A 26,640-nucleotide genomic window follows, 5' to 3' on the forward strand; every position below is an offset into this window, starting at 1 on the left:
ACCGCCAGGATCGGCACGCGCTGGGACCACCCCCGCATGCGCGGGGACCACGAGATCACCACGGGCAACCCCGTCGTCTTCGGGGGACCACCCCCGCACGCGCGGGGACCACAGGAGCTGACCAGGCACGTTAGTCGAGCGGGCTTCGAGTTCTACTCACTTTCAGGGAAACGGACATTTCTCCTAGACCCAGGTGTCCAGCCACATCCGGGACCGCCACGAGTCGATCGGGATCGCCTGCCCCGTATAGATCGGCCAGAAGTAGATGAAATTCCAGAAGATCAGCAGGACCAGGACGCCGGACGCCACGGCGCCCACCACCCGGCGGCGTTCCGAGGAACCCGGTGGGCCCAGGATCGCGCCGATCATCATGGCGACGGCCAGGCACAGGAACGGCACGAAGACCACGGCGTAGAAGTAGAAGATGGTCCGTTCCTGGTACATGAACCAGGGCAGATATCCCGCCGCGACGCCGCACACGATCGCGCCCGCGCGCCAGTCCCTGCGGAAGAACCAGCGCCACAGGACGTAGAGGAGCGCGATGGCGGCCGCCCACCAGAGCAGCGGCGTGCCGAGGGCGAGGACCTCGCGGGCGCACTTCTCCTTGGTGTCGGCGGGGCAGCCGTCGACGCCGGGCGCGGGTGACTCGTAGAAGTACGAGACCGGGCGGCCGTCGACGATCCAGCTCCAGGGGTTGGACTGGTAGGTGTGCGGCGAGGACAGGCCGACGTGGAAGTCGTAGACCTTGTTCTCGTAGTGCCACAGGCTGCGCAGCCAGTCCGGGAGCCAGGACCAGTCGCTGTTCTTGCCGTCGGTGGCCGCCCAGTTGCGGTAGTAGCCGCCGCTGCCGTCGCTCGGCGAGAGGATCCAGCCGAGCCAGGACACCAGATAGGTGAACATCGCGACCGGCACCGTGGCCACGAACGCGGGCAGCACGTCCCGCCGCATCGCCGCGAGGTAGGGCCGGTCCGCTCCGGCCACCCGCCGCGCGCCCGCGTCCCACAACACGGTCATCAGGCAGAAGAAGACCATGATGTAGAGGCCGTTCCACTTCGTGGCGAAGGCCAGGCCCAGGCAGAGCCCGGCCGCCCAGCGCCACGGCCGCCACCCCAGGCGCAGCGTGTGCGCCACGTACGCGTCGGGGCGCGCGATCCCGTCGGCGTCCACCGGCAGCGCCGCCGCGAGTCTCGCCCGCGCCTTGTCCCGGTCGATCAGGAGACAGCCGAACGCCGCCAGCACGAAGAACATCAGGACCTGGTCGAGCAGCGCCGTGCGGCTCATCACGAAGTGCAGGCCGTCCACGGCGAGCAGCGCGCCCGCGAGGCAGCCGAGGAACGTCGAGCGGAACAGGCGCCGCCCGATCCGGCACAGCATCAGGACCGACAGCGTGCCGAGGACCGCCGTCATGAACCGCCAGCCGAACGGGTCGAAGCCGAACAGCCACTCCCCGACACCGATCACGTACTTGCCGACCGGCGGATGCACCACGTACGCCGGGTCCGTGGGCAGCGCGATGTCGCTGCCCTGCTTGATGACCGACTCGTTGATCTTGTCCGGCCAGCTCAGCTCGTAGCCCTTGTGGATGAGGGCCCAGGCGTCCTTCGCGTAGTACGTCTCGTCGAATATCACGTCCTTGGGGCTGCCGAGGTTCCAGAACCGCAGCACCCCCGCCACCAGCGCGACCGCCAGCGGACCCAGCCAGCCCGACCAGCGCACCAGCCGCCGCGACAGCTGCGGGGGCACGCCGAGCGCCACCCAGAGCCGGTCACCGGGCCGGGCGTACGGCGGGACGAGCCGCTCCCGCACGTCTCCTCTGGTCCTGGCCGTGTAGCCGAAGCGGCGCAGCCGGTGCTGCCACGACGACGGCTGCCGCTCCTCGGCTGCCTGGCCCTGGCGGGTGTCCGGGGAAGACGCGGTACTGGTCACCGCGCCATCGTAGGGAACCCGACTGTGACAGTCCCGCGCCCGGCCCCTGCGAGGATGGATCCGTGACAGGAAGCGCAGATTCAGTCGTCCGTCCGTCCGGAAGCGCCGAGACCCCGGCTTCCGTCGGCACCCTCGTCCTCGCGGGCACCCCCATCGGCGATGTCGCGGACGCGCCGCCGCGGCTCGCCGCCGAGCTGGCCGGGGCCGACGTCGTGGCCGCCGAGGACACCCGCAGGCTGCGCCGGCTCACGCAGGCGCTCGGCGTGCAGGTGGGCGGCCGGGTCGTGTCGTACTTCGAGGGCAATGAGGCGGCGCGCACGCCCGAGCTGGTCGAGGCCCTGGCCGACGGGTCGCGGGTGCTCCTGGTGACGGACGCGGGCATGCCGTCGGTGTCCGACCCCGGGTACCGGCTTGTGGCCGCCGCCGTCGAGCGCGGCATCCGGGTCACGGCCGTGCCGGGCCCCTCCGCCGTCCTCACCGCCCTCGCCCTGTCCGGGCTTCCCGTCGACCGCTTCTGCTTCGAGGGCTTCCTGCCGCGCAAGGCGGGCGAGCGGCTGTCGCGCCTGCGCGAGTCGGCTGAGGAGCGGCGCACGCTGGTGTACTTCGAGTCGCCGCGCCGCCTCGACGACACCCTCGCCGCGATGGCGGAGGCCTTCGGCGACGAGCGGCGTGCCGCGGTGTGCCGGGAGCTGACCAAGACGTACGAGGAGGTCCGCCGCGGTTCGCTGAAGGAGCTGGCCGAGTGGGCGGCCCCCGGCGACGTGCGCGGCGAGATCACCGTGGTGGTCGAGGGCGCCCCCGAGAAGGGTCCCGCCGCTCTTGGTCCGGACGAGCTGGTGCGCAGGGTCCGGGTGCGCGAGGAGGCGGGGGAGCGGCGCAAGGAGGCCATCGCGGCGGTCGCGGCCGACGCGGGGCTGCCCAAGCGGGAGGTGTTCGACGCGGTGGTCGCGGCGAAGAACGCGGGGCTCGGGGGCTGACGCCGCGGGGGCGGTGCCCGGCGCGGGGCGGGTGACCCGGCGCACATGCCCCGCGCACAGGTCACGGTTACGGCGCAGGGGGCGCGCGGAAGAGCCCATCTGCGGGCAAAGGACTATCGTGAAGGTTAAAGCGCGGGCCCGCGCACCAGGCCTGTTCTCTATGGAATGCCCAAATCGCGCCCAACAGTCGACAGGTCTGATGCGCTCGCTTCGGGAAAGGCGTCCACTGGTTCCAGGGACGCACCCGTCCCACACCGCCGGACCGGGTCAGGAAAGACCCCGGTCGACGGTGCTTGTCCAGCGGACAAGAGGAGCTGGCATGAGTGAGATCGCAGACACCGGTCACCGCACCGCGGCTGTCAATGTCGTCCATGAGTCCTACGCCTTCGCCTGCATGCGCTGCGGGCACGGCTGGGAGCAGTCGTACGAGATCGAGCACCACGTCGACGGCAAGGGCCAGGAATTCGTGATGTACGTGGCGAACGGCCAGCGGGTGCCGTCGCCGCTGACCCGGCCCACCTGCCTGAACTGCGGCGGGCACGTGGTGCGCATCATGCGGGCGGGTCAGGTGTCCTCGGTGCGGTCGGCGCTCGAGTCCCTGCATCACCGGCAGGCGGCCCGGCCTGTGTCCCGGGCCGGGACGGCGGCGGCCGCCTCCTCCGCCGCCGACGACGCCGAGCCGTCGGCCGAGCCCAAGCACCACCACTGGCACCTGTCGGACTTGCTGCACCCGTTCCAGCACCGCAAGGCGGGCTGAGGCCGGGGCCCTGCCGGGGGCTCCCCAATCCCGCCCCTTCCCGAAACTGGGGCTCCGCCCCAGACCCCGCTCCTCAAACGCCGGAGGGGCTGAATAATCACGCCGGTGCGGCAAGGTTCCAGCCCGCCTAGAGGCGGCCCTGGCGAAGGCGGCCGAGGTGGGCGTGACGACGGTCGTGCAGGTCGGCTGCGACGTGGCGGGCTCACGCTGGGCCGCCGACACCGCCGCCGCCCACACGCCGGTGCACGCGGCCGTGGCCCTGCACCCGAACGAGGCCCCCCGCATCGTGCACGGCGACCCCGACGGCTGGTCGCGCCAGGGCGCCCGCCCCGCCGGGGGCGAGGGCGCCCTCGACGAGGCGCTCGCCGAGATCGACCGCCTCGCGGCCCTCCCGCACGTGAAGGGCGTCGGCGAGACCGGCCTCGACTACTTCCGCACGGGCCCGGAGGGCAAGGCCGCCCAGGAGCGCTCCTTCCGCGCGCACATAGAGATCGCCAAGCGGCACGGCAAGGCCCTGGTCATCCACGACCGGGAGGCCCACGAGGACGTGTTGCGGGTCCTGAAGGAGGAGGGCGCCCCGGAGCGCACCGTCTTCCACTGCTACTCCGGCGACGCCGCCATGGCCCGCGTGTGCGCGGAGCACGGCTACTTCATGTCCTTCGCGGGCAACGTCACGTTCAAGAACGCCAAGCCGCTGCGCGACGCGCTCGCCGTCGCCCCGCTGGAACTCGTCCTCGTCGAGACCGACGCGCCCTTCCTGACCCCCGCCCCGTACCGCGGACGGCCCAACGCCCCCTATCTCATTCCGGTCACGCTGCGCGCCATGGCCGAGGTCCGGGGCATCGACGAGGACGCCATGGCCGCGGCGATCTCCTCGAACACGGCTCGCGCCTTTGATTACTGATCGATAACGACCGAAGCTTTCTTCGGCCTGACAGCTTGGGTCAACACAGCGACACAGAGTAGTCACCCTGCTTTGGAGAGTGACGGCGCCTCCGCTAGGTTCTGCAAGCCGATCTGCACTTGGCTTGTCAGTGCTTGTCAGTGGTCACTTGTCAGCTGGAGCGTCGTCGTGAGCAAACCGCAGTACGAGACGTACGAGCAGCCGCAGTACGCGCCGCACGGGCCGCAGGGTCCCTATGACGCCTACGACCCGTACGACCCCTACGGGCCCGCGTACGGATACGAGGGCGCGGGCGTCGGCGGGGGCGCGGGGGACGGGCCCGCGACGCAGGTGTTCACCGCTGCGGAGTTCAGCGCGGCGGACGCGTTCGACCGGGCCGAGGGGTTCGCCGGGAACGGGGTGCCCACGCAGGTCTTCGGGGCGGGCGGCGCCGTCGTGGACGAGCTGCCGACGCGGACGTTCACCCCGGACGCGTTCGCCGGGGACGGCTTCGCGGTGGATCCGGCGGTGGATCTGGCGGCGGGGCCGGACGGGGGCGCGTACGGGTATCCGCACGCCGGTGTACGGGGGTACGCGGGGGTGGCGGACGGGCGGGAGAGCCGGGGGGCCGGCGAAGGGGTGGCCGGGGACGTGGCGTTCGACGACGAGGGGCTTGCCGACGGGGCGGCCGGGGGCGGGACGGCCGGGATGCGCGGGTACGAGGGGGGCGAGGAGGCCGACGGCGAGGTCGTCGACGGCGCGGTCGACGGTGAGGCGGTCGACGGTGAGGCCGCCGGTGACGGGCGGGCCGGGGGACGGCGGGGGGCGCGGCGCAGGCGGACCGCCGAGCGGCCCGACGGCCTGCGCAGGCTGGTGCCGCAGGCGCTCGTCGTCGCGTTCCTCGCGGGCGGCACCTCCGCCTTCGTCGCCAACGACAAGGCCGTCCAGCTCACCGTCGACGGCAAGGCGCGCACCCTGCACACCTTCGCCGACGACGTGGGCGAACTCCTCGCCGACGAGGGCGTGGACGTCGGCGCGCACGACATCGTCGCCCCCACCACGGCCACCGCGCTCGCCAGCGGCGACGAGATCGCCGTCCGCTACGGCCGGCCCGTCCAGCTCACCCTCGACGGCCACCGCCGCGAGGTCTGGACGACCGCCCGCACCGTCGACGGGGCGCTCAAGCAGCTCGGCGTGCGCGCCGAGGGGGCGTACCTGTCGACCTCGCGCAGCAAGCGCATCGACCGCGAAGGGCTCGACCTGGACGTCCGCACCGAACGCACCGTGACGATCATGGCCGACGGGCGGTCCCGGACCATCCGTACGAACGCCGCGACCGTCGGCGAGGCCGTCGAGGAGTCCGGGGTGACCCTGCGCGGCTCCGACACCACGTCCGTGCCGCCCGGCAGCTTCCCGCGCGACGGCCAGACCGTCACCGTCATGCGGATCTCCGGCCGCAAGGAGGTCCGCGAGGAGCCGATCCCCTTCGACGTCCAGAAGACCGAGGACGCGTCGCTGCCGCGCGGCACGGAGGTCGTGGAGCAGGCGGGGCGTGCGGGTGCGCGGCGGATCACGTACTCGGTACGCACCGTCAACGGCGTGAAGCAGAAGCCGAAGCGGTTGCGCAGCGAGGTGGTGCGGGAGCCGCAGACGCGGATCGTGAAGGTCGGCACGAAGACCGTGCCGACCGCCGTCGCCGGGGCCGAGGGCCTCAACTGGGGCGCCCTCGCGGCGTGCGAGTCCGGCGGCCGGGCCAGCGCCGTCGACCCCTCCGGCACGTACGGCGGCCTCTACCAGTTCGACACCCAGACCTGGCAGTCCCTCGGCGGCGCGGGCCGCCCCCAGGACGCCCCCGCCGCCGAACAGACCCACCGCGCGAAGAAGCTCTACGTCCAACGCGGCGCCAGTCCCTGGCCGCACTGCGGCCGCCGCCTCTGACGTACGACTGGCGCAACCAGCCCCTCCCCCGCCGCTCCGCGGCGGATATCCCCCGCCCCCGCAGCCACCCCGTGCTCCCGGTGCCACGTCCTGCTGCTCGGCGTCGCTGGGGTGGGTGGGGGAGGAGGGGGCTCCAGACAGCCCGACGGGCAGGATTCCGGCCCGTCCGGTGCTTGAGGGGAGGAGGCGGAGGCGGAGGCTGTAGGTGACGGTGGGGGTTCCGGCCCGTCCAGCGCTCAGGGAGGGGGAGGCTGTGGTCGGCGGGCGGGGTTCCGGGACCTGAGGAGCAGGAGGAGGAGGGGAGGCCGCGGCTGGCGGCCGGGATTCGACCTGTCCGGCACTTGGCCATGGTCAGGCCATGGCGGGGATGGTCAGGCTATGGCGGGCGCGGGTGGGCCATGGCGGGGATGGTCAGGCTATGGCGGGCGCGGGTGGGCCATGGCGGGGATGGTCAGGCTACGGCGGACGCGGGTGGGCCACGGCGGAAATGGTCAGGCCATGGCGGCCACGGTCAGACCACGGCGGGGACGGGCGGGCCACGGCGGCGACGGTCAGGCCATGGCGCGGACGGTCAGGCTACGGCGGACACGGGTGGGCCACAGCGGACACGGGCGGCCACAGCGGGGACGGTCAGGCCACGGCGGGAACGGTCAGGCTACGGCTGACGGTGGCCATCCCAGCCCGTCCGGCGCTTGAGGACGAGGCGCGGAGCGCCGACAGGGGGAAAGGGGCGAAGCCCCATAGTCGCGGGCGGGCGCAGGCCGAGGCGGCAGGGCGGCCGCAGGCCAAGGCGGCAGGACGGGCGTGGGGCGGGCGCAGGCCGAGGTGGCAGGGCGGGCGTGGGGCGGGCGCAGGCCGAGGTGGCAGGGCGGGTGCGGGCCGGCCGGCCGGCGGGGGCGGGGGCAGCGTGCCCCCGGGGCAACCGCACGAGCAGGTGAGCGGCGGACCCAGGGCTACCCTGGGGCGGTGAGCACCACCGAGCAAGGCCCCCTCCTCGGCCCCGCAGACATCCGCGACCTCGCCGCGACCCTCGGCGTACGCCCGACCAAGCAGCGCGGCCAGAACTTCGTCATCGACGCGAACACGGTCCGCCGCATCGTCCGCACCGCGGACGTCGGCCCGGACGACGTCGTCGTCGAGGTCGGCCCGGGCCTCGGCTCGCTGACCCTGGCCCTCCTGGAGACCGCGTCCCACGTGACCGCCGTGGAGATCGACGACGTGCTCGCCGCGGCACTCCCGGCGACGGTCGAGGCCCGCATCCCGCGGAAGGCGGCCGCCTTCGACCTGGTCCACAGCGACGCCATGCTGGTGCGCGAACTCCCGGGCCCCGCCCCGACGGCCCTGGTCGCGAACCTCCCGTACAACGTCGCCGTACCGGTCCTGCTGCACATGCTCGACACCTTCCCCAGCATCGAGCGCACGCTGGTGATGGTGCAGGCGGAGGTCGCCGACCGCCTCGCCGCCGACCCCGGCTCGAAGGTCTACGGCGTCCCGTCGGTGAAGGCCAACTGGTACGCCGAGGTCAAGCGCGCGGGCGCCATCGGCCGCAACGTCTTCTGGCCCGCCCCGAACGTCGACTCGGGCCTGGTGTCGCTGGTGCGCCGCGCCGAGCCCCTGAAGACCACCGCGTCCAAGCGGGAGGTGTTCGCCGTCGTCGACGCGGCCTTCGCCCAGCGCAGGAAGACGCTGCGCGCGGCCCTCGCGGGCTGGGCGGGCTCCGCAGCCGCGGCGGAGGCGGCGCTGGTGGCGGCGGGCGTCTCGCCGCAGGCGCGCGGCGAGTCCCTGACGGTGGAGGAGTTCGCGCGGATCGCAGAGAACAAGCTGCCGCAGCCCGACACCGGCACCGCTGCGTCCGACGCCACCGCCGCGTCCGACACCACCTCCGGGGACTAGCCCCCGGGGCCGCACCACCGCCGAGCGCAAGCTCCCCAGCCCGGAACCGGCACCGGCACCGCCGGATCCGCCACCACCGCCCCCGCCCCGCCACCGAAGCCGAAACCGAAGCCGAAACCGAGGATCCCGGTAAGTGACCCCCCGCAGCGCCGCCCCCGGCAGCATCACCGTCCGCGTCCCCGCCAAGGTCAACGTCCAGCTCGCTGTCGGTGCCGCGCGCCCCGACGGGTTCCACGACCTCGCGAACGTCTTCCTGGCCGTCGGCCTGTACGACGAGGTCACGGCGACCCCGGCGGACGAGCTGCGGGTGACCTGCGCGGGCCCGGGTGCCGACCAGGTGCCCCTGGATCGGACGAACCTGGCGGCGCGCGCGGCCGAGGCGCTGGCCGCGCGGTACGGGCGCCGGGCCGACGTACACCTCCACATCGCCAAGGACATCCCCGTCGCGGGCGGCATGGCGGGCGGCAGCGCGGACGGCGCGGGCGCCCTGGTGGCGTGCGACGCGCTGTGGGGGACCGGGGCGTCCCGGGACGAACTGCTCGACATCTGCGCCGAGTTGGGCAGCGACGTGCCGTTCAGCCTGGTCGGCGGCGCGGCCCTCGGCACCGGGCGCGGTGAGAAGCTGGCCGAGCTGGCGGTCGGCGGCACCTTCCACTGGGTGTTCGCGGTCGCCGACGGCGGCCTGTCCACGCCCGCCGTGTACCGCGAGTTCGACCGCCTCACCCCCGACGCCCCCGAGCCGGTCGCGTCCCCCGCGCTGCTTGACGCCCTGCGCACCGGCGATCCGACCGCCCTCGCCGGGGCCCTGACCAACGACCTCCAGCCCGCCGCTCTCTCCCTCTTCCCCGCCCTCACCGACACCCTGAAGGCGGGCACGGAGGCGGGCGCCCTCGCGGGCCTGGTCTCCGGGTCCGGGCCGACGACGGCGTTCCTGGCCAAGGACGCGGAGTCCGCGGAGCGGGTCGCGGCGGCGCTGCGCGCGTCCGGCACGTGCCGGACGGCGCGGGTGGCGGTCGCGCCCGCCCCGGGGGCGACGGTTGTGTGAGCGGCGCTTTACCGCTTGTGGAGGGCGGTCAGGTCAATGTCGATGTCATACGGTGCGCGAACCTTGAGCCGGTCACGGTGGGTGCCGCTCCATGTGTACTCATGGGTGACCGGGTCGAGTTCGTAGACGCGGACAATCGGGTGGTCGTCCTTGCCCTCCATCTCGACGAGCCAGAAGTGCTTGATCCCGGCCGCCGCGTACTTACGGGGCTTGGTGTTGCGGTCCCGCGCTTCGGACTCCGGCGAGACGACTTCGACGGCGAGAAGGACGTCGGCGACGTCGAACGAGGTCTGCCTCAGACCCTCGAAGGCTTCCTCGCGGACGACGAGTACGTCCGGTTCGGGACCGTTCTTGCGGTCGATGACGACGGTCATCTCGTTGAAAACCGCGAGCTCGGGGGGCACGCCGGCGAGCAGGCCGTTCGTCAGCAGGCGAATCATGAGGTTGTGGAAGGCGCGCTGCGGAGTCACGAAGACCAAGCTCCCGTCGATCATCTCGGTGTGAGGCGGGAGGCCAGGCAAGGTGTGCAGGTCATCCACGGTCCAGCCGTCCACCGGCGGCCTTGGCCACCACCGGGGCGTCGGCTCGGACACGGGCTCGGCGGCGGCCTCGGAGATCGGCTCGGCGGTCATGGTTGTTCCTCCCATGCGCGGGATTCTTCGGCCTGCCCCTCCACCGTAGCGACCCGCTCTCGATCACGTCATCACATCGAGTGACCGTTCGACCCCGGCTCGGCTTCGCCGCCCCACGGCCTACCCTTGAAGGCTGATCCACCCCCTCGTCAGGAGTGAAATGGCCGTCAACCTGGTCAATGTCGAAAACGTCAGCAAGGTGTACGGCACCCGTGCCCTGCTGGACGGCGTGTCGCTCGGCGTGTCCGAGGGGGACAGGATCGGCGTCGTGGGCCGCAACGGCGACGGCAAGACGACCCTCATCCGCATGCTCGCCAAGCTGGAGGAGGCCGACACGGGGCGCGTCACGCACAGCGGCGGGCTGCGGATCGGGGTGCTCACGCAGCACGACTCGCTCGACCCGGCGGCCACCGTGCGGCACGAGGTCATCGGCGACCTCGCCGACCACGAGTGGGCGGGCAACGCGAAGATCAGGGACGTGCTCACGGGCCTGTTCGGCGGGCTCGACCTGCCCGGGTTCCCGCAGGGGCTCGACACGGTCATCGGCCCGCTCTCCGGCGGCGAGCGCCGCCGCATCGCGCTCGCCCAGCTCCTGATCGCCGAGCAGGACCTGATCGTCCTCGACGAGCCCACCAACCACCTCGACGTGGAAGGCATCTCCTGGCTCGCCCGGCACCTGCGCGAGCGCCGCTCGGCGCTGGTGTGCGTCACGCACGACCGGTGGTTCCTGGACCAGGTGTGCACGCGGATGTGGGACGTGCAGAAGGGCACGGTCTACGAGTACGAGGGCGGGTACTCCGACTACGTGTTCGCGCGCGCCGAGCGCGAGCGCATCGCCGCCACCGAGGAGGCCAAGCGGCAGAACCTGGTCCGCAAGGAGCTGGCGTGGCTGCGGCGCGGCGCCCCCGCCCGCACGTCCAAGCCGCGCTTCCGCGTCGAGGCCGCCAACGAGCTGATCAAGGACGTGCCGCCGCCCCGGGACACCAGCGAGCTGATGAAGTTCGCCACCACCCGGCTCGGCAAGACCGTCTTCGACCTGGAGGACGTGAGCGTCCAGGCCGGGCCGAAGCTGCTGCTCAAGCATCTGACCTGGCAGCTCGGCCCCGGCGACCGCATCGGCCTGGTGGGCGTGAACGGCGCGGGCAAGACCTCGCTGCTCCGTGCCATGGCGGAGGCGGCCCGGTCGGCCGGTGAGACGCAGCCCGCCGCGGGCCGCGTGGTGGTCGGCAAGACGGTCAAGCTGGCCTATCTGTCGCAGGAGGTCGCCGAGCTGAAGCCGACCCTGCGTGTCCTTGAGGCCGTGCAACAGGTGCGGGAGCGGGTCGACCTCGGCAAGGGCCGGGAGATGACCGCGGGGCAGTTGTGCGAGACCTTCGGGTTCGGCAAGGAGAAGCAGTGGACGCCCGTCGGCGATCTGTCCGGCGGTGAGCGGCGGCGGCTGCAACTGCTGCGTCTGCTGATGGACGAGCCGAACGTCCTCTTCCTCGACGAGCCCACCAACGACCTCGACATCGAGACGCTGACGCAGCTGGAGGACGTGCTCGACGGGTGGCCCGGCTCGATGGTCGTGATCTCCCACGACCGCTTCTTCGTCGAGCGCACCACGGACCGGGTGTTCGCTCTCATGGGTGACGCGACGATGCGGATGCTGCCGCGCGGCATCGACGAGTACCTGGAGCGCAGGAGCCGGATGGCGGAGACGGCGGCGGCCACGGTCGCCCCGGCCCCCGCCGCCGTCGCGGACGGCGCGAAGCCCGTGTCGGCCGCCGACGCGCGCGCCGCGAAGAAGGAACTGCAGAAGATCGAACGGCAGCTGGACAAGATTTCCGAGAAGGAGACCAAGCTGCACGCGCAGATCGCCGATAACGCCACAGACTTTGAAAAGGTGGCGAAATGGGACGTCGAACTACGCGAACTTGTCGGCGAGCGCGAGGAGTTGGAGATGCGTTGGCTGGAACTCGCGGAGGATGCGTGAGTTTCCCGTAACAGACGCATTACAGGCCGGTCCTCCCTTGGGAACAGGGGCAGGACCGGCACCCGCGATGGCTGGATCGGAGTGATAGAAAGGGCAGCCTGAGCACCACTTGGCGTGCCGAAAAATCAGTGAAGGGGGAAGCGCTGATGACTCAGCCGCCCAATCAGCCGCCGCACGGCGGCTTCGGAGCTCCACAGGATCCACAGCAGGGCGGGAACCCGCAGCCGGGCTACGGCTACCCCCAGCAGCAGCCCGGCCAGGCAGGTCCTTACGGCTATCCGCAGCAGCCGGGCCCGTACGGCCAGCCGACGCAGCCCGGCCAGCCGGGTCAGCCCGCCCAGCCCGGCCCCTACGGCCAGCCCACCCAGCCGGGCCAGCCCGGTCCCTACGGGCAGCAGCCCGGACCGTACGGCCAGCCCACCCAGCCCGGCCAGCCGGGCCCCTACGGCCAGCAGCCGGGCTACGGCTACCCGCAGCAGATGCCCACCGGCGCCCCCGGCACCCCGCCTCCGGGCGGCGGCAAGGGGCCCTTCAAGGGCAAGACCGCCGTGATCATCGGGGCGGCCGTGGCCGCCCTGCTCGTCGCGGGCGGCGCCGTCTTCGCGCTCTCCGGCGGTGACGACGGCAAGAAGAAGTCCGAGTCGAAGAAGAAGGACCCCAAGGCCTCCGCCCCGGTCAATCCGGGTGACGGCAGCGGCGACGGCCACGAGGGCAAGGAGGACCTCAACGAGGGCCGCCAGTCCGGCGAGGCCAAGGTCCTCTGGTACAAGGAGGCCCCCAAGGCCCCCGGCAGGGGCGCCGAGGCCCCCGGCATGTGGGTCGAGGACGGCATCGCGGTCAAGGCCGCGTACCGCGAACTCCTCGCCTACCACGTGGATTCCGGCAAGCCCGCCTGGCCCGCGATCAAGCTGCCGCAGGAGATCTGCGCGGCGACCCCGCAGGTCAGCGACGACGGCAAGATCGTCGTCGCGTACAAGGCCGGCATGAAGCGGAACGCAAAGTGCGACCAGCTCCAGGTCATCGACCTGAAGACGGGCAAGAAGGGCTGGCAGAAGCAGACCAAGGAGAAAGGTCTCTTCGACTTCACCACCGGCCTTGAGCTGAGCATCACCGGCGACACCCTGATGGTCGGCCGCTCCCAGTCCGGCACCGCCTACAGCATCAGCGACGGCGACAAGCTGTTCGACGCGGAGAAGAAGGACGAGGGCACCTGCTTCCCGGCCGGGTTCACCGGCGGCGACCGGATGCTGATGAAGTTCTCGTGCGGGGCGAGCACGCCCACCGAGCACGACGAGGTCGTGGAGCTGAACCCCAGGACCGGCAAGATCCAGTGGACGAAGAAGTTCCCCAAGGGCTGGCGTCTTGAGCACGTCTACTCCACCAGCCCCACCGTCCTCTACGCCACCAACGAGGACAAGAAGCAGTGGAACATCACCACGCTGAAGTCCGGCAGCGCCAAGACCCGCTCCGAGGTCCAGGTGAACGAGGACTTCGCACCGGAGTGCGGCTGGGGCGGCCTCGGCGGTGACCTGCAGGCCTGCTCCGGTGCCGTCGCCGACGACAAGTACCTCTACCTGCCGACCAAGAAGACCTCCGGCGCCAACCAGATCGTCGCGATCAGCCTGGCCAGCGGCAAGGAGGCCTGGCGGGCCAAGTCCCCCCTCGACACCTCGATGGTGCCGATGAAGACGCAGGGCGGCGACCTGGTGGCGTACGTCGAGCCGTCGTACGACTCCGGCGGCCGCGTCGTGTCCATCGGGACCAGCGGCTCGCACACGCCGAAGACGCTGCTGCAGCACCCGGCGGGGACGTCGAAGATCGAGAACGGCTTCTACTCGAAGGCGGTCGACTACGTGGACGGGCGCTTCTACCTCTCCACCACCCGGCTCTCCGGCACCGCTCAGGGCCGCGAGAAGCTGATGCTGGCCTACGGCAAGTGACCCTCCCCACCGCTCAGTCACCCCATCCGTCCCCCCAAGGAAAGACGTCATGACACAGCCGCCCCAGCCGCCCAACCAGCCGCCGCAGGGTGGGTTCGGCGCCCCCCAGGACCCCCCGCCCGGAGGGTTCGGCGCCCCGCAGACGCCCCCGCAGCCCGGCTACGGCTACCCGCAGGCGCCGCAGCCCCCGCAGACCCCGCCGCCCGCGGCCCCGGCGGCCCCGCAGACGCCTCCGCCGCCCCCGCAGGGCCAGCCGAACCAGGGCTACCCGCAGGCGCCCGGCGCCCCCGGCACCCCGCCGCCCGCCGCGCCCGGCACCCCGCCGCCCTCCTACGCCCAGCCGACGCAGGCGGCCTTCCCGGCCGTCGGGCAGCAGCCCGGGTACGGCTACCCGGGGCAGCCGGGGCAGCCCGCCCCGCAGCAGGGCTACGGCTTCCCGCAGCCGCCGACCATGCCGATGCAGCCCCAGCCGGGCGGCGGCGGTGGCGGCAAGAAGCCCAACAAGCAGATGCTGATCATCGTCGCGGCCGTCGCGGCCATCGGCCTGATCGTGGGCGGCGGTGTCATCTACGCCGGTTCGAAGAAGGACGACGACAAGAAGAACAGCGCCGACGGCGGCGACGGCAAGGGCGGCAAGGGCAAGAAGGGCGGCTCCGACGGACCGCCCGCCGCCGGTGGCCCCGCCAAGGAGAAGGTCCCGGCGAACACCAGCGCCAAGGTCGGCTTCCAGGTCCCGGCGCCCGCGGTGCCCAAGGACAGCGTGTGGAGCGTCGCGGGCTCCTGGCTCACCGACGACACGTACGTCAAGAGCGGCTACACGGGCAAGGACAAGGACCACGCCCTCATCGCCTACGACCCCGCCTCCGGCAAGCAGAAGTGGACGATCCCGCTGGCCGGTGAGACCTGCGCGGTCTCCAAGGAGATCACCGACGAGGGCATCGCCGCGGTCGTCTACAAGGACGCCAAGTCCACCAAGGCGAACAAGTACCCCGACTGCACCCAGGTCTCCGCCGTCGACCTGAAGTCCGGCAAGAAGCTGTGGACGGAGAGCGTCGACGGCAGCGGCTCGCCCGTGGAGTTCGAGGAGATCACCATCTCCGGCGACACCGTCGCCGCGGGCGCGGGCACCGGCGGCACCGGCGCCGCCTGGGACATGTCCGGCAAGCTGCTGTGGAAGCCGAAGATCGGCGACGAGTGCAAGGACGCCGGTTACGCGGGCGGCGACCAGCTCGTCGCGGTCCGCAAGTGCGGCGGCTACGGCGACGAGAAGCTGAAGATCCAGCTCCTCGACCCCAAGACCGGCAAGGACAAGTGGACCTACCCGCTGACCGCCGGCGTCGACAACGCCAAGATCATCTCGACCAACCCGATCGTCTTCGGCCAGGACACCGAGGAGATCACGGCGAGCGGCGCCACGGACGTGTTCTCGCTCAGCAACGCCGGCAAGCTGCGGGCCCGCATCAAGCTGGAGGACGGCAAGTACTCCCACGACTGCGAGGTCAACAAGTGGGCGAGCTGCAAGGCCATCGTCGTCGGCAACGACAAGCTGTACGTGCCCACGCGCCAGCACGACGCGGGCGGCTCCGACTACGGCTTCACCAACGAGATCATCGCGTTCTCGCTGGCCACCGGCAAGACGACCGGTGACCGCGCCGACGCGGGCGACGACGGCGAGATGTTCCCGATCCGCATGGACGGCGGCAACCTCCTCGCGTACAAGGGCGGCGGCTACAACAAGGGCGCCAAGGTCGTCTCGCTCGACGGCAAGTCGATGAAGGAGACCACGCTCCTGCAGACGCCCGCGACCGAGTCGGTCAGCCGCGCCATCAGCGGCATGGTCCCGAAGTCCAACGAACTGCTCTACACCGGCGGCAACCTGTTCTTCGGCAAGGAGCTGATCAGCAAGCCGTACTCCAAGGACGACAAGGAGTACATCGCGCTGGGCTTCACCACCCAGTAGCCGCTCCCGAAGCGTCACCGGCCCCGCGCTCGCCCGAACGAGTGCGGGGCCGTTTCGCGTTGCCCCGGTTCACGCTCCGTACTCGCGTGCTGGACCCGCCGTGCGCATACCGCGGGCCCGCCGTGTCCATGCTTCTGAACGGCCGTGATTGAGGCATTCCGGGCCGCTTCTGCACGGTAGGGGCAGCGCAATGTCGAACAAGCGTGTAGCTTCCGGGGGATGGAGGGCCGGGGCCCCCGATCCGTGGGGGGATCATTGGGGGAATCCGTGGGGGACTTTGGGGGGTTGCGCTGTGGGTGTGCGGCTCATGGTGGTCGACGACCACCGATTGCTCGCCGAGGCACTCGCCTCGGCGCTGAAGCTGCGCGGGCACCGGGTGCTCGCTGCGGCGGCACCCGCCGCCGGGGCGGCGGACCTGGTGATCAGCAGGGCGCCGGAGGTGTGCCTGCTCGGCACGGCCACACCGGCGGAGCCGGGCATGTTCGACCCGGTGGTGCGGATCAAGCGGGAGCGGCCGCAGGTCGCCGTGGTGGTGCTCGGGCCGGTGCCCTCGCCCCGCGGGATCGCGGCGGCGTTCGCCTCCGGCGCGTCCGGATACGTACGACATGACGAGCGCATCGAAGGAGTCGAGCGCGCCATCATGAAGGCGCGCGCCGGGGAGGCCGCCGTCGCGCCCCAATTGCTCCAAGGCGCCTTCAGCGAGCTCCTCAACCCCGCCGCGCAGCCCGACGACGAGGGGCAGCGGCTCCTTCAGATGCTCACTCCCCGTGAGGTGGAGGTCCTCGTGCGGGTCGCCGACGGCGAGGACACACGGCTCATCGCCGCCGGGATGGGGATCGCGCCCAGCACGGCGCGGACCCATGTGCAGCGGGTCCTGATGAAGCTCGGCGTCGGGTCCCGCCTTGAGGCCGCCGCGCTCGCCGCCCGCACGGGCTTGCTGGACCGGGCCGAGCGGAGCGGGGGAGCGGAGGAACAGCACGTCGGGGGCGGGGAACCCCCGGACGCGCTGAAGGCCTAGGGTCTGCCCGACGGGCCCCAGGGCTGTCCGATGGGCCCTAGGGCCTGTCCGATGGGTCCCTAGGCGTACTGGCCCGGCACGTAGTCGCCCGCGGGCTGCTGGGTGATGACGTTGCCGCGGTTGAAGGTGTTGATGACGGCGATCTGGCCCACCAGCGCCGCGAGTTGCTCCTCGTCGTAGTGCTTGGCGGCGTTCGCCCAGGCCTCGTCGGTGACGCCGCCCGCCGCGTCCGCGATGCGGGTGCCCTGCTCCGTCAGTTCCAGGGCGGCGCGCTCGGCGTCGGTGAAGACCTTGGCCTCGCGCCACGCGGCCACCAGGTGCAGGCGCAGCGAGGTCTCGCCGGCGGCCGCGGCGTCCTTGGTGTGCATGTCGAGGCAGGCGCCGCAGCCGTTGATCTGGCTGGCGCGGATCTTCACCAGTTCCATGGTCGCGGCGGGGACCGTCGACTCGGCGAGGACCTTGTTCGCCGCGATGATGTGCTTCCAGAACTTCATCGCGGTCGCGTTCTCGAACATGTTCAGACGGGCTTCCATGGCGTGCTCCTCTGCCGTTGTCGTGGCTACACACCTAGGACGGAGGCAGGGCGGGGCGATGTGACATGCAGGCGTGTGACCTGCGTCGCAGCCCGTCCGGCGAAGCCGTACGGCTATACGCGGCGCGCACCCGCCGACGCCACCGCGGGGAACACCCGCGGCGCCGCGTACCCGGCCGCCGCGAACGCCTCCTGGACCGACTTCGTGAGGGACTCCGCGTCCGCGGCCTCGGCGAGCACGATCGCGGAGCCGCCGAAGCCGCCCCCGGTCATCCGGGCCCCGAGCGCCCCGGCCGCGCACACCGTCTCCACCACGAGGTCCAGCTCCGGGCAGGAGATGCGCAGGTCGTCCCGGAGCGAGGCGTGGCCCTCGGTGAGGACGGGGCCGATGCCGCGCACGTCACCGGCGTCGAGGAGGGCGATGACCCGCTCGACGCGGTGGTCGTCGGAGACGACGTGCCGGACGTAGCGGCGCACCTTCTCGTCGGACAACCGCTCCAGAGCGGCGGGGAGTTCGGCGTACGGGACGTCGCGGAGGTGGGAGACGCCGAGCGCCCGCGCGCCCGCCTCGCAGCCGGCCCGCCGCTCCGCGTACGCCCCGTCGCCGAGGGCGTGCTTGACGCGGGTGTCGACGACCAGGAGCGTCAGGCCGTCCGCGGTCAGGTCGAAGGGGACCTGGCGCACGGACAGGTCACGGCAGTCCAGGTGCAGGACGTGCCCCGGCGTGCAGGCCGCGGACGCCATCTGGTCCATGACGCCGCACGGCACGCCGACGAAGGCGTTCTCGGCGCGCTGGGCGAGCAGGGCCAACTCGCGGCGGGACAGGCCCAGTTCGTAGAGGTCGTTGAGGGCGAGGGCGGTGACGACCTCAAGGGCGGCGGAGGAGGAGAGGCCCGCGCCGGTCGGGACGGTGGACGCCAGATGCAGGTCCGCGCCGCCGACCGGGTGGCCCGCGTCCCGCAGCGCCCAGACGACGCCCGCCGGGTACGCGGCCCAGCCCCCGTCGGACAGCGGCGTCAGGGAGTCCACCGCCAGCTCGACGACGGGTCCATCGATGTCCGCGGAGTGCAGCCGCAGGACCCCGTCGTCGCGCCGGGCCACCGCCGCGACCGCGGTGTGCGGCAGCGCGAGGGGCATCACGAAGCCCTCGTTGAAGTCCGTGTACTCGCCGATGAGGTTGACGCGGCCCGGCGCCGCCCAGACTCCGGCGGGCTCGTGGCCGTACAACTCCCTGAAGGTGTCGACGAGTTCGGCGGTCGGCTCCGTGACGGCGGACATCTTCCGGTTACCCCCTCTGCTGGGCGAAGGCCCAGGCGTCGGCGACGATGCCCGCGAGGTCCGCGCGGGACGGGTTCCAGCCGAGCCGCTCGCGGGCGGTGGCGGCGGAGGCCACGAGGACCGCCGGGTCGCCGCCGCGGCGCGCCGCCACGACCTCGGGGATCGGGTGCCCGGTGACCTTGCGGACGGTCTCGATGACCTCGCGCACGGAGAAGCCGTTGCCGTTGCCCAGGTTGCAGATCAGGTGCTCGCCGGGCGTCGCGGCGTCCAGGGCGAGGAGGTGGGCGTCGGCGAGGTCGGCGACGTGGATGTAGTCGCGCACGCAGGTGCCGTCCGGCGTCGGGTAGTCGTCGCCGAAGACGGAGATGGCCTCGCGCCTGCCCTGGGCGACCTGGAGGACGAGCGGGATGAGGTGCGACTCGGGGTCGTGCCGCTCGCCGCAACTGCCGTACGCGCCCGCCACGTTGAAGTACCGAAGGGATACGGCACCGAGTCCGTGCGCCGCCGCCTCGCCGGTGATCATGTGGTCGACGGCGAGCTTGGAGGCGCCGTAGGGGGAGGTGGGGGCGGTCGGGTCGGACTCGGTGATGGGTGTGCTCACCGGCTCGCCGTACGTGGCCGCCGTGGAGGAGAACACCAGCTTGCGCACGCCCGCCTCGCGCATCGCGGCGAGCAGCGCCATGGTGCCGCCGACGTTGTTGTCCCAGTACTTCTCGGGCTTGATGACGGACTCGCCGACCTGCGAGAAGGCGGCGAAGTGCAGCACCGCGTCGTACGGGGCCTCACCCTCGGTGTGCAGCCACTTGGCGGCGTCCCGGATGTCGCCCTCGATGAACGTCGCGCCCGCGGGCACGCCCTCGCGGAAGCCGGTGGAGAGGTTGTCGAGGACCGTCACCTCGTGCCCGGCCTCGATCAGATGCTGGGCGACGACACTGCCGACATAGCCGGCGCCACCCGTGACCAGGTACTTCCCACTCATCAACTCGCTACCTCTCGCAGTCGCTGGGCCGCGGCCTCCGGCGGCACATCGTTGATGAACACACTCATGCCGGATTCGGAACCCGCGAGGAACTTCAGCTTGCCCGAAGTGCGGCGAATGGTGAAAAGCTCGAGGTGGAGCGCGAAGTCGTCCCTGTTGACGCCTTCGTACTCCGGGAGCGTCGTGAACGGGGCCTGGTGCCAGGCCGCGATGTACGGCGTCGGCGGCTCGGCGCCGCCCTCGCGCTCACCCTTGCCGAAGATCCGGTCGAAGCGCCGCAACAGTTCCAGATACACCTGGGGGAACTCTGTGCGGGCCGCCTCGTCGAGGCCGAGCAGGTCGGGCACGCGGCGCTTGGGGTAGAGGTGCACCTCGTAGGGCCAGTGCGCGGCGTACGGCACGAAGGCCACCCAGTGCTCGGCGTCCAGGACGACGCGCTCGCCGGCGCGCTCCTCGGCGAGGACGTCGTCGAAGAGATTGCGGCCTTCGGTGGCCGCGCGGTGCTCGGCCAGGGAGCGCAGCATCAGGGCCGTGCGCGGGGTGACGAAGGGGTAGGCGTAGATCTGCCCGTGCGGGTGGCCGAGGGTCACGCCGATCTCCGCGCCCCGGTTCTCGAAGCAGAAGACCTGTGCGACGGACGGCAGGTGCGAGAGCTCGGCGGTGCGGTCCGTCCAGGCGTCCAGGACCAGCGCGGCCTGCTCCTCGGTGAGGTCGGCGAAGGACGCGGTGTGGTCGGGGGTGAAGCAGACGACCTCGCAGCGGCCCGCGTCCCCGGCGAGGGAGGGGAAGCGGTTCTCGAAGACCACGACGTCGTACGAGGAGTCGGGGACCTCGGTGCGGCGGCCGCCGGTGGAGGGGCACAGGGGGCACTCGTCGGCCGGGGGGTGGTAGGTGCGGCCCTGGCGGTGCGAGGCGATGGCGACGCTGTCGCCGAGGAGGGGGTCGCGGCGGACCTCGGAGGTGGTGGCGACGGGGTCCAGGGGCCTCGAGTCGGCCGCCGTGCGGACGGCGTCGTCGCGCACGTCGTAGTAGATGAGCTCACGACCGTCGGCGAGACGAGTCGAGGTCTTCTTCACGTTCGGGGCTCCTTACACCGCCCGCCAACAGAACCGAACACAACAAACCACAAGCCAACAAGCACGTCAATGCCCACGACGCCCGCCGGGGCGTCGCCCCCTCGCCCAGCTCACCCGGTGATCCGCAGCGAGAAACGATCATGGACTCGATCACAATCAAACAAAGAACATCAACAGAACTGTTCACTTACTGAAGGTCGAGGCGTAGGTTCCGGTCTGATCAGTTCGCGCGACGAAGCGAGTTCCTATGCAGTCCCCTTCTTCCGCCACGCACATCACCCTCGCCGAAGGGCTCCGGCTGCCCACCAACGGGCTGGACTACGCGATCCTGGCGATCTACTTCGTGGTCGTCCTCGGCATCGGATTCGCCGCCCGGCGCTCCGTGAAGACCAGCCTCGACTTCTTCCTCTCCGGGCGCTCCCTGCCCGCCTGGGTCACCGGCCTCGCCTTCGTCGCCGCCAACCTCGGCGCCACCGAGATCCTCGGCATGGCGGCCACGGGTGCGCAGTACGGCGTCGCGGTCGTCCACTGGTACTGGATCGGCGCCATCCCGGCCATGGTCTTCCTCGGCCTGGTCATGATGCCGTTCTACTACCGCAGCAAGGTCCGCTCGGTCCCCGAGTTCCTGCTCCAGCGCTTCGACAAGTCCGCGCACCTGCTCAGCTCGGCGCTCTTCGCCTTCGCCGCCGTCCTCATCGCGGGCGTGAACCTCTACGCCCTCGCGATCGTCGTCGAGGCGCTGCTCGGCTGGCCGCAGTGGGTCGCCATCGTCGTCGCCGGATTCTTCGTGCTCGCCTACATCACCATCGGCGGCCTGTCCTCGGCGATCTACAACGAAGTGCTCCAGTTCTTCGTCATCCTCGCCGCGCTCATCCCGATCTGCGTCATCGGCATGAAGAAGGTCGGCGGCTGGGACGGGCTCACCGGCTCCATCGAGAAGCAGCACGGCGACAACTTCATGACCGCCTGGGGCGGCACCGGCATCGGCGACGCCAACCCGCTCGGCGCCAACTGGCTCACCATCATCCTGGGCCTCGGCTTCGTGCTCTCCTTCGGCTACTGGACGACCAACTTCGCCGAGGTGCAGCGCGCCCTCTCCGCGAAGAACCTCTCCGCCGCCCAGCGCACGCCGCTGATCGCCGCCTTCCCCAAGATCTTCATCGTCTTCCTGGTGATGATCCCCGGCCTGGTCGCCGCCGTCCTCGTCCCCAAGATCGGCACCCCCGGCTCGGACCTCACCTACAACGACGCGATCCCCTACCTGATGCAGGAGTTGCTGCCCAACGGCGTCCTCGGCATCGCCGTCACCGGACTCCTCGCCGCCTTCATGGCGGGCATGGCCGCCAACGTCTCGTCCTTCAACACCGTCTTCACGTACGACATCTGGGCCAAGTACGTCGTCAAGGGCCGCGAGGACGGCTACTACCTGAAGTTCGGGCGGCTCATCACCGCGATCGGCGTCTTCGCCTCCATCGGCACCGCCTTCATCGCCTCGTCCTTCTCGAACATCATGGGCTACCTCCAGACCCTCTTCTCCTTCTTCAACGTCCCGATGTTCGTCGTCTTCATCATCGGCATGTTCTGGAAGCGGGCGTCCATGAAGTCCGGCGTCTGGGGGCTGCTCGCCGGCACCACCGCCGCGATGGTCAACTACTTCTGGATCTACAAGCAGGGCGTCATCGACATCCCCACCGACCAGGGCGCCAACTTCGTCTCCGCCATCGTCGGCTTCGTCGCCGGCGCGGTCGTCATGGTCGCCGTCACCCTCTTCACCGCCCCCAAGCCGGAGGCCGAGTTGGCCGGGCTCGTGTACGGGACGGTGTCGCCCGGCATGGAGGACGACGGGGCCGAGCCGGGCGACGACGCCTGGTACCGGCGGCCCGCGCTGCTCGGGTGGGGCGCGGTCGTGCTGGCCACCGCGTGCTACGTCCCGTACTCGTTCTGAACCGGCCTCCCACCTCGCGCTGGACCCGCCCCCCTACACACATTCACACGTTCTGAGGAAACATGTCCGACCTGCAGAAGGAAGTCTCCGAGCTGGAGCGGAAGTCCGCGACGGCCGCGCGTCTCTTCGACATCCGGCGCATCATCGGCGGCCTGTTCGTCGTCTACGGCGTCATCGTCACCATCGCCGGGATCACCGCGTCCGACGCCGACCTCGACAAGGCCGATGGCATCAACATCAACCTCTGGACCGGCCTCGGCATGCTTGCCCTCGGCCTGTTCTTCCTGGCCTGGCTGTGGCTGCGGCCGGCTACGGCGCCGGGGCCGGAGGGGGAGGGGTAGGCCTCGCGGGGGCGCCCCAGTCCCGCCCCTTCTCCGAAACTGGGGCTCCGCCCCAGACCCCGCTCCTCAAACGCCGGAGGGGCTATAACTTTCGCCGGTGCGGCAAGGTTTTAGCCCGTCCGGCGTTTGAGGACGAGGCGCGGAGCGCCGATAAAGCGGGGTCCAGGGGGCGCAGCCCCCGGTTTCGGAGAAGGGGCGGGACTGGGGTAGTCGGGGATGACGGCGACGACTTCGTAGCCCTGCTGCCGGTAGAAGGCGGGAGCCTGGAAGTCCCACGTCTCCAGGCGGGAGTTGAGACAGCCGCGCTCCTCGGCGGCAAGCCGCTCCGCATCGGCGAGCAACCGCCCCCCAAGCCCCGCCCCCCGCGCATCCTCGGCCACCCACAGCAGACTCACATGCAGCCACCGCCCCCACGTGTACCCCGAGAGCCCCCCGACCAGTTCACCCGCGTCGTCCAACGCCCAGACACCGAGCGGCTCTTCCCGTTCCTCGGGCGTGCCCTGAAGAGCACGAAGAACCGGCGAGGCATCCCTGTTGGCGTCCCGCAGGGCCCCCCGAAGCAGACGAAGACGTTCTTTGTCGACTCCTGTCTCAATACGAAACATACGGCCCACCATAAACGCGCTGGCCAATCAGTTCTGCAAATCCACTTCCGCTCGGGGCCCCCGTCCGTACTCTGAAGGGCAGCGCCGGTGGGGGCCGGCGCCGATCAGGGGGCGAGACAGTCGGGTGCGACGCCCGGCGTGGGGGTGGCAGTCACGGCACGGCGGCGGCCGTGCGGCTGCGGTGTCCCCACTCCGGGTGCCGCATCCGCGTCGGTCGCTCTCCGACCTGTGGGGGTTTCCGTGGTTCGAATCCGAGTCCTGGTCGTCGACGACCACCGTATCTTCGCCGAGTCGCTCGCCGCGGCGCTCGCCGCGGAGCCCGACGTGGAGGTGTCCGCCGCGGGCAGCGGCCCCGCGGCCCTGCGCTGCCTGGACCGCGCGGCCGCGGAGGGCCGCAGATACGACGTCCTGCTCGTGGACGCCGACCTGGGCAGCTCCGCTTCGGCACTGCAGGGCGCCCGCCCCGCCGTGCCGGTGCACGACGGCCAGGCCGACGGCCTGGTGGACGGCATCTCGCTGGTGGCGGGCGTGCGTTCGGGCCAGCCCGCCGTGCGCACGGTCGTGCTCGCGGAGAAGGACGACCCGCGCCGTGCGGCCCTCGCCCTCGGCGCCGGAGCGTCCGGCTGGGTGGCGAAGGACTGCTCGCTGTCGCGGCTGCTCACGGTCATCCGGGGCGTCCTTCGCGACGAGACGCATCTGCCGCCCGCCCTGCTCACCGGCGTCCTGCGGGAACTGACCGCGGCGCGCAAGCACCGCACGGAGAGCGAGCGGCTCGTGGAGTCCCTCACCCCGCGCGAGCGCGAAGTGCTGCGGTGCATGGTCGCGGGGCTCGGCCGCAAGGCCGTCGCCGAGCGTCTTTTCCTGTCGCCGCACACCGTCCGCACCCATATGCAGAACGTCCTCGGCAAACTCGGCGTGCACTCCACGCTCGCCGCCGTCGCCCTGGCCCGCAGGGCGGGCGTCGGCCCCGCCGACCTAGCCGGGGACGTTGTCGAACGGGGCGGTCAACTGGCGTAGCAACGCCGCCAGTTCACCGCGCTGGGCGCGCGAGAGCTCACCGAGGATCGCCCGCTCCTGGTCGAGCAGGCCCGCGAGGGCCTGGTCGGCCCGGTCGCGGCCCTCGTCGGTGAGCCGCACAAGCACGCCGCGGCGGTCGCTGGGATCCGGCAGCCGCTCCACCAGGCCCTTCTTCGTGAGCCTGTCGATGCGGTTGGTCATCGTGCCCGACGTGACCAGGGTCTGGGTGAGGAGCTGGCCCGGCGAGAGCTGATACGGCGCGCCCGCCCGCCGCAGCGACGTCAGCACGTCGAACTCCCAGGGCTCCAGCTCATGCTCGGAGAACGCCAGCCGACGCGCACGATCGAGGTGGCGCGCCAGCCTGCTCACGCGGCTCAGCACCTCGAGCGGTTCCACGTCGAGGTCAGGGCGCTCCCGACGCCATGCAGCGACCAGCCGGTCGACCTCGTCCTCCATGACGATCAGTGTAGGGGGTCCCTCGACATGAAGTCTCTTGACGTCAAGATACTTCGGGGTCGAGGATGGGGCTGACCGAGTCGGTACGCGTTCACGGCGACGTCGGCCGTGGGCCATCTCGCCGTCTTCGTCGTCTCGGTCGTCTCGTTCGTCTCCGTCGTCTCCGTTGTCTCCGTTGTCTCCGTCGCAGAGGAGCACCCCCATGCCGCCCGCCGCGTCGCCCACCTGGGACCCGGACCAGTACCTGCGCCACTCCGGGCACCGCGCCCGGCCCTTCCTCGACCTCCTCGCCCGGGTGCCCCGGCTCCCCGCCGCCGCCGACGGCCGCCCGCCCCGCGTCGCCGACCTCGGCTGCGGGCCCGGCAACGTCACCGTCCTGCTCGCCGAGCGCTGGCCCGACGCGCACATCACCGGCTACGACAACTCCCCGCAGATGCTCGAGCAGGCCGCGGCCCTCGCCGGGCCCACGGCGGGCGGCGGCCGCCTGGAGTTCGAGGCCGCCGACGCCGGGGCGTGGGCGCCCGCCCCGGGGACGTACGACCTGATCCTTTCCAACGCCACCCTCCAGTGGGTGCCCGGGCACGCCGACCGCTTCCCCGACTGGGTGGCCGCGCTGCGGCCCGGCGGGGTGCTCGCCGTCCAGATGCCCGCCAACTTCCAGGCGCCCAGCCACGCCCTGATGCGGGAGCTCTGCGCGAGCGGGCGGTGGCGGGAGCGGCTCGGCGGGGTGCTGCGGCACGCCGACGCCGTCCTGGAGCCCGGCGCCTATCTGGAGCTGCTTGCCGGGCTCGGGTGCGAGGCCGACGTCTGGGAGAGCACGTACCAGCAGCTGCTCGGTGGGGACGATCCCGTCCTCGACTGGGTCAAGGGGACCGGGCTTCGGCCCGTGCTCACCGCCCTCGCCGACGATCCCTCGGCCCGGGACGCCTTCCTCGGTGAGTACCGCGATCTGCTGCGCGTGGCCTATCCGGCCGGGGCGCACGGGACCGTGTTCCCCTTCCGGCGGCTCTTCGCGGTGGCCCGCAAGGGGGGTGCGGTCTGATGCTCGCCGCCGTCGATCATGTGCAGCTCGCCGCTCCGGTCGGCAGCGAGGAAGCGCTGCGCTCCTTCTACGTGGACGTGCTCGGCATGACCGAGGTGCCGAAGCCGCCCGTGCTCGCCGGGCGCGGGGGATGCTGGTTCGAGGCGGGCGCCGTCCGGCTGCACCTCGGCGTCGAGGCCGACTTCCGGCCCGCCCGCAAGGCCCACCCCGGCCTCCTCGTCACCGCCATCGAGGCCTACGCGGCCCGGCTCGCCGCCCTCGGCGCGGCCGTCACCTGGGACGAGCACCTCCCCGGACACCGGCGCTTCTATTCCGAGGACCCGGTGGGCAACCGCCTGGAGTTCCTCGAGCCGTACCCCGCGGCTCCCTCCGCCTGACCCACCCGGCAACCCCGCCCCCGCTCCGCGGGTGCCGCCCCACCCACC

At 71.7% G+C, this 26,640-nt stretch carries 23 protein-coding genes; 15 read left to right on the top strand and 8 right to left on the bottom strand.

Going from position 1 to position 26,640, the window contains the following annotated elements; all coding sequences use genetic code 11:
- Positions 1–183 precede the first annotated feature (183 nt).
- A complete protein-coding gene (locus tag OO63_RS28790) occupies positions 184–1,926 on the bottom strand; it encodes a dolichyl-phosphate-mannose--protein mannosyltransferase (RefSeq protein ID WP_030359462.1) in 1,743 nt (580 codons plus the stop codon).
- Between the two features lie 152 nt (positions 1,927–2,078).
- On the opposite strand from OO63_RS28790, the gene rsmI reads away from it, so the two are divergent.
- The 6 genes from rsmI (at position 2,079) to OO63_RS28820 (ending at position 9,419) form a co-directional block, all read left to right on the top strand.
- On the top strand, positions 2,079–2,903 hold the full coding sequence (gene rsmI, locus OO63_RS28795) for a 16S rRNA (cytidine(1402)-2'-O)-methyltransferase (protein WP_030359463.1): 825 nt from the start codon (positions 2,079–2,081) through the stop codon (positions 2,901–2,903).
- Positions 2,904–3,222: 319 nt separating this feature from the next.
- Entirely contained in the window at positions 3,223–3,660 is a 438-nt protein-coding gene (locus OO63_RS28800) for a hypothetical protein (protein WP_030359464.1), read from the top strand.
- A 139-nt stretch (positions 3,661–3,799) separates the two neighbouring features.
- Positions 3,800–4,564 carry a TatD family hydrolase gene (locus tag OO63_RS28805; RefSeq protein WP_051811291.1) on the top strand — a complete coding sequence of 255 codons (765 nt, stop codon included), beginning with the start codon at positions 3,800–3,802 and terminating at the stop codon, positions 4,562–4,564.
- Between the two features lie 168 nt (positions 4,565–4,732).
- Positions 4,733–6,481 carry a resuscitation-promoting factor gene (locus OO63_RS41720; protein ID WP_037631346.1) on the top strand — a complete coding sequence of 583 codons (1,749 nt, stop codon included), beginning with the start codon at positions 4,733–4,735 and terminating at the stop codon, positions 6,479–6,481.
- Between the two features lie 966 nt (positions 6,482–7,447).
- On the top strand, positions 7,448–8,374 hold the full coding sequence (gene rsmA, locus OO63_RS28815; RefSeq protein WP_051811292.1) for a 16S rRNA (adenine(1518)-N(6)/adenine(1519)-N(6))-dimethyltransferase RsmA: 927 nt from the start codon (positions 7,448–7,450) through the stop codon (positions 8,372–8,374).
- 133 nt (positions 8,375–8,507) lie between these two features.
- On the top strand, positions 8,508–9,419 hold the full coding sequence (locus OO63_RS28820) for a 4-(cytidine 5'-diphospho)-2-C-methyl-D-erythritol kinase (protein WP_033264559.1): 912 nt from the start codon (positions 8,508–8,510) through the stop codon (positions 9,417–9,419).
- Between the two features lie 8 nt (positions 9,420–9,427).
- Here the strand turns inward: OO63_RS28820 and OO63_RS28825 are convergent, their stop codons facing one another.
- Complete coding sequence (locus OO63_RS28825; protein ID WP_051811293.1) at positions 9,428–10,051, bottom strand: Uma2 family endonuclease; 624 nt, start codon at positions 10,049–10,051, stop codon at positions 9,428–9,430.
- A gap of 160 nt (positions 10,052–10,211) precedes the next feature.
- Between OO63_RS28825 and OO63_RS28830 the strand changes: the two genes are divergently transcribed.
- From OO63_RS28830 to OO63_RS28845, 4 genes are all read left to right on the top strand, one after another.
- On the top strand, positions 10,212–12,026 hold the full coding sequence (locus tag OO63_RS28830; protein ID WP_030359470.1) for an ABC-F family ATP-binding cassette domain-containing protein: 1,815 nt from the start codon (positions 10,212–10,214) through the stop codon (positions 12,024–12,026).
- A gap of 146 nt (positions 12,027–12,172) precedes the next feature.
- A complete protein-coding gene (locus tag OO63_RS28835; protein ID WP_030359471.1) occupies positions 12,173–13,966 on the top strand; it encodes an outer membrane protein assembly factor BamB family protein in 1,794 nt (597 codons plus the stop codon).
- A gap of 49 nt (positions 13,967–14,015) precedes the next feature.
- Positions 14,016–15,926: an outer membrane protein assembly factor BamB family protein gene (locus OO63_RS28840; RefSeq protein WP_030359472.1), complete on the top strand. Its 1,911-nt coding sequence runs from the start codon at positions 14,016–14,018 to the stop codon at positions 15,924–15,926.
- A gap of 292 nt (positions 15,927–16,218) precedes the next feature.
- A complete protein-coding gene (locus OO63_RS28845; protein ID WP_051811294.1) occupies positions 16,219–16,944 on the top strand; it encodes a helix-turn-helix transcriptional regulator in 726 nt (241 codons plus the stop codon).
- A 59-nt stretch (positions 16,945–17,003) separates the two neighbouring features.
- Here the strand turns inward: OO63_RS28845 and OO63_RS28850 are convergent, their stop codons facing one another.
- The 4 genes from OO63_RS28850 to galT form a co-directional block, all read right to left on the bottom strand.
- Positions 17,004–17,477: a carboxymuconolactone decarboxylase family protein gene (locus tag OO63_RS28850; RefSeq protein ID WP_030359474.1), complete on the bottom strand. Its 474-nt coding sequence runs from the start codon at positions 17,475–17,477 to the stop codon at positions 17,004–17,006.
- A gap of 113 nt (positions 17,478–17,590) precedes the next feature.
- Positions 17,591–18,754, bottom strand: coding sequence for a galactokinase (gene galK / locus OO63_RS28855; protein WP_030359475.1), 1,164 nt, complete (start codon positions 18,752–18,754; stop codon positions 17,591–17,593).
- Between the two features lie 7 nt (positions 18,755–18,761).
- Positions 18,762–19,733, bottom strand: coding sequence for a UDP-glucose 4-epimerase GalE (gene galE / locus OO63_RS28860; protein ID WP_030359476.1), 972 nt, complete (start codon positions 19,731–19,733; stop codon positions 18,762–18,764).
- Positions 19,733–20,809, bottom strand: coding sequence for a galactose-1-phosphate uridylyltransferase (gene galT / locus OO63_RS28865; RefSeq protein ID WP_030359477.1), 1,077 nt, complete (start codon positions 20,807–20,809; stop codon positions 19,733–19,735). The genes galE and galT overlap by 1 nt, the downstream gene beginning before the upstream one ends.
- 247 nt (positions 20,810–21,056) lie before the next feature.
- Here galT and OO63_RS28870 point away from each other — a divergent pair, with 247 nt between their 5' ends.
- On the top strand, positions 21,057–22,754 hold the full coding sequence (locus OO63_RS28870; protein ID WP_030359478.1) for a sodium:solute symporter family protein: 1,698 nt from the start codon (positions 21,057–21,059) through the stop codon (positions 22,752–22,754).
- A 62-nt stretch (positions 22,755–22,816) separates the two neighbouring features.
- A complete protein-coding gene (locus OO63_RS28875; protein ID WP_030359479.1) occupies positions 22,817–23,095 on the top strand; it encodes a hypothetical protein in 279 nt (92 codons plus the stop codon).
- 110 nt (positions 23,096–23,205) lie between these two features.
- Here OO63_RS28875 and OO63_RS28880 read toward each other — a convergent pair whose 3' ends face one another.
- A complete protein-coding gene (locus tag OO63_RS28880; protein ID WP_211271476.1) occupies positions 23,206–23,712 on the bottom strand; it encodes a GNAT family N-acetyltransferase in 507 nt (168 codons plus the stop codon).
- A 228-nt stretch (positions 23,713–23,940) separates the two neighbouring features.
- Between OO63_RS28880 and OO63_RS28885 the strand changes: the two genes are divergently transcribed.
- Positions 23,941–24,717: a response regulator transcription factor gene (locus OO63_RS28885; protein WP_030359480.1), complete on the top strand. Its 777-nt coding sequence runs from the start codon at positions 23,941–23,943 to the stop codon at positions 24,715–24,717.
- Here OO63_RS28885 and tamR read toward each other — a convergent pair.
- A complete protein-coding gene (gene tamR, locus OO63_RS28890; RefSeq protein WP_030359481.1) occupies positions 24,676–25,173 on the bottom strand; it encodes a MarR family transcriptional regulator TamR in 498 nt (165 codons plus the stop codon). The two genes, OO63_RS28885 and tamR, sit on opposite strands and share 42 nt — an antisense overlap.
- Before the next feature lie 202 nt (positions 25,174–25,375).
- On the opposite strand from tamR, the gene OO63_RS28895 reads away from it, so the two are divergent.
- Together OO63_RS28895 and OO63_RS28900 are read left to right on the top strand one after the other, a co-directional pair.
- Positions 25,376–26,215: a trans-aconitate 2-methyltransferase gene (locus OO63_RS28895; RefSeq protein ID WP_030359482.1), complete on the top strand. Its 840-nt coding sequence runs from the start codon at positions 25,376–25,378 to the stop codon at positions 26,213–26,215.
- The gene (locus tag OO63_RS28900) at positions 26,215–26,592 is read left to right on the top strand and encodes a VOC family protein (protein WP_030359483.1); all 378 of its coding nucleotides are present in this window, start codon (positions 26,215–26,217) and stop codon (positions 26,590–26,592) included. The genes OO63_RS28895 and OO63_RS28900 overlap by 1 nt, the downstream gene beginning before the upstream one ends.
- Positions 26,593–26,640 lie beyond the last annotated feature (48 nt).

Source organism: Streptomyces alboflavus (assembly GCF_000716675.1).
GTDB classification, from domain to species: Bacteria; Actinomycetota; Actinomycetes; order Streptomycetales; family Streptomycetaceae; genus Streptomyces; species Streptomyces alboflavus.

Excerpts from the sequence above, each read along its gene's own strand:
- OO63_RS28830 (WP_030359470.1), top strand. The coding sequence starts at position 10,212 with ATGGCCGTCAACCTGGTCAATGTCGAAAACGTCAGCAAGGTGTACGGC.
- tamR (WP_030359481.1), bottom strand. The coding sequence starts at position 25,173 with ATGGAGGACGAGGTCGACCGGCTGGTCGCTGCATGGCGTCGGGAGCGC.
- OO63_RS28900 (WP_030359483.1), top strand. The coding sequence starts at position 26,215 with ATGCTCGCCGCCGTCGATCATGTGCAGCTCGCCGCTCCGGTCGGCAGC.
- galE (WP_030359476.1), bottom strand. The coding sequence starts at position 19,733 with ATGAGTGGGAAGTACCTGGTCACGGGTGGCGCCGGCTATGTCGGCAGT.
- OO63_RS28800 (WP_030359464.1), top strand. The coding sequence starts at position 3,223 with ATGAGTGAGATCGCAGACACCGGTCACCGCACCGCGGCTGTCAATGTC.
- galK (WP_030359475.1), bottom strand. The coding sequence starts at position 18,754 with ATGTCCGCCGTCACGGAGCCGACCGCCGAACTCGTCGACACCTTCAGG.
- OO63_RS28835 (WP_030359471.1), top strand. The coding sequence starts at position 12,173 with ATGACTCAGCCGCCCAATCAGCCGCCGCACGGCGGCTTCGGAGCTCCA.
- OO63_RS28870 (WP_030359478.1), top strand. The coding sequence starts at position 21,057 with ATGCAGTCCCCTTCTTCCGCCACGCACATCACCCTCGCCGAAGGGCTC.
- OO63_RS28895 (WP_030359482.1), top strand. The coding sequence starts at position 25,376 with ATGCCGCCCGCCGCGTCGCCCACCTGGGACCCGGACCAGTACCTGCGC.
- OO63_RS28880 (WP_211271476.1), bottom strand. The coding sequence starts at position 23,712 with ATGGTGGGCCGTATGTTTCGTATTGAGACAGGAGTCGACAAAGAACGT.
- OO63_RS28850 (WP_030359474.1), bottom strand. The coding sequence starts at position 17,477 with ATGGAAGCCCGTCTGAACATGTTCGAGAACGCGACCGCGATGAAGTTC.
- OO63_RS28840 (WP_030359472.1), top strand. The coding sequence starts at position 14,016 with ATGACACAGCCGCCCCAGCCGCCCAACCAGCCGCCGCAGGGTGGGTTC.
- OO63_RS28825 (WP_051811293.1), bottom strand. The coding sequence starts at position 10,051 with ATGACCGCCGAGCCGATCTCCGAGGCCGCCGCCGAGCCCGTGTCCGAG.
- OO63_RS28875 (WP_030359479.1), top strand. The coding sequence starts at position 22,817 with ATGTCCGACCTGCAGAAGGAAGTCTCCGAGCTGGAGCGGAAGTCCGCG.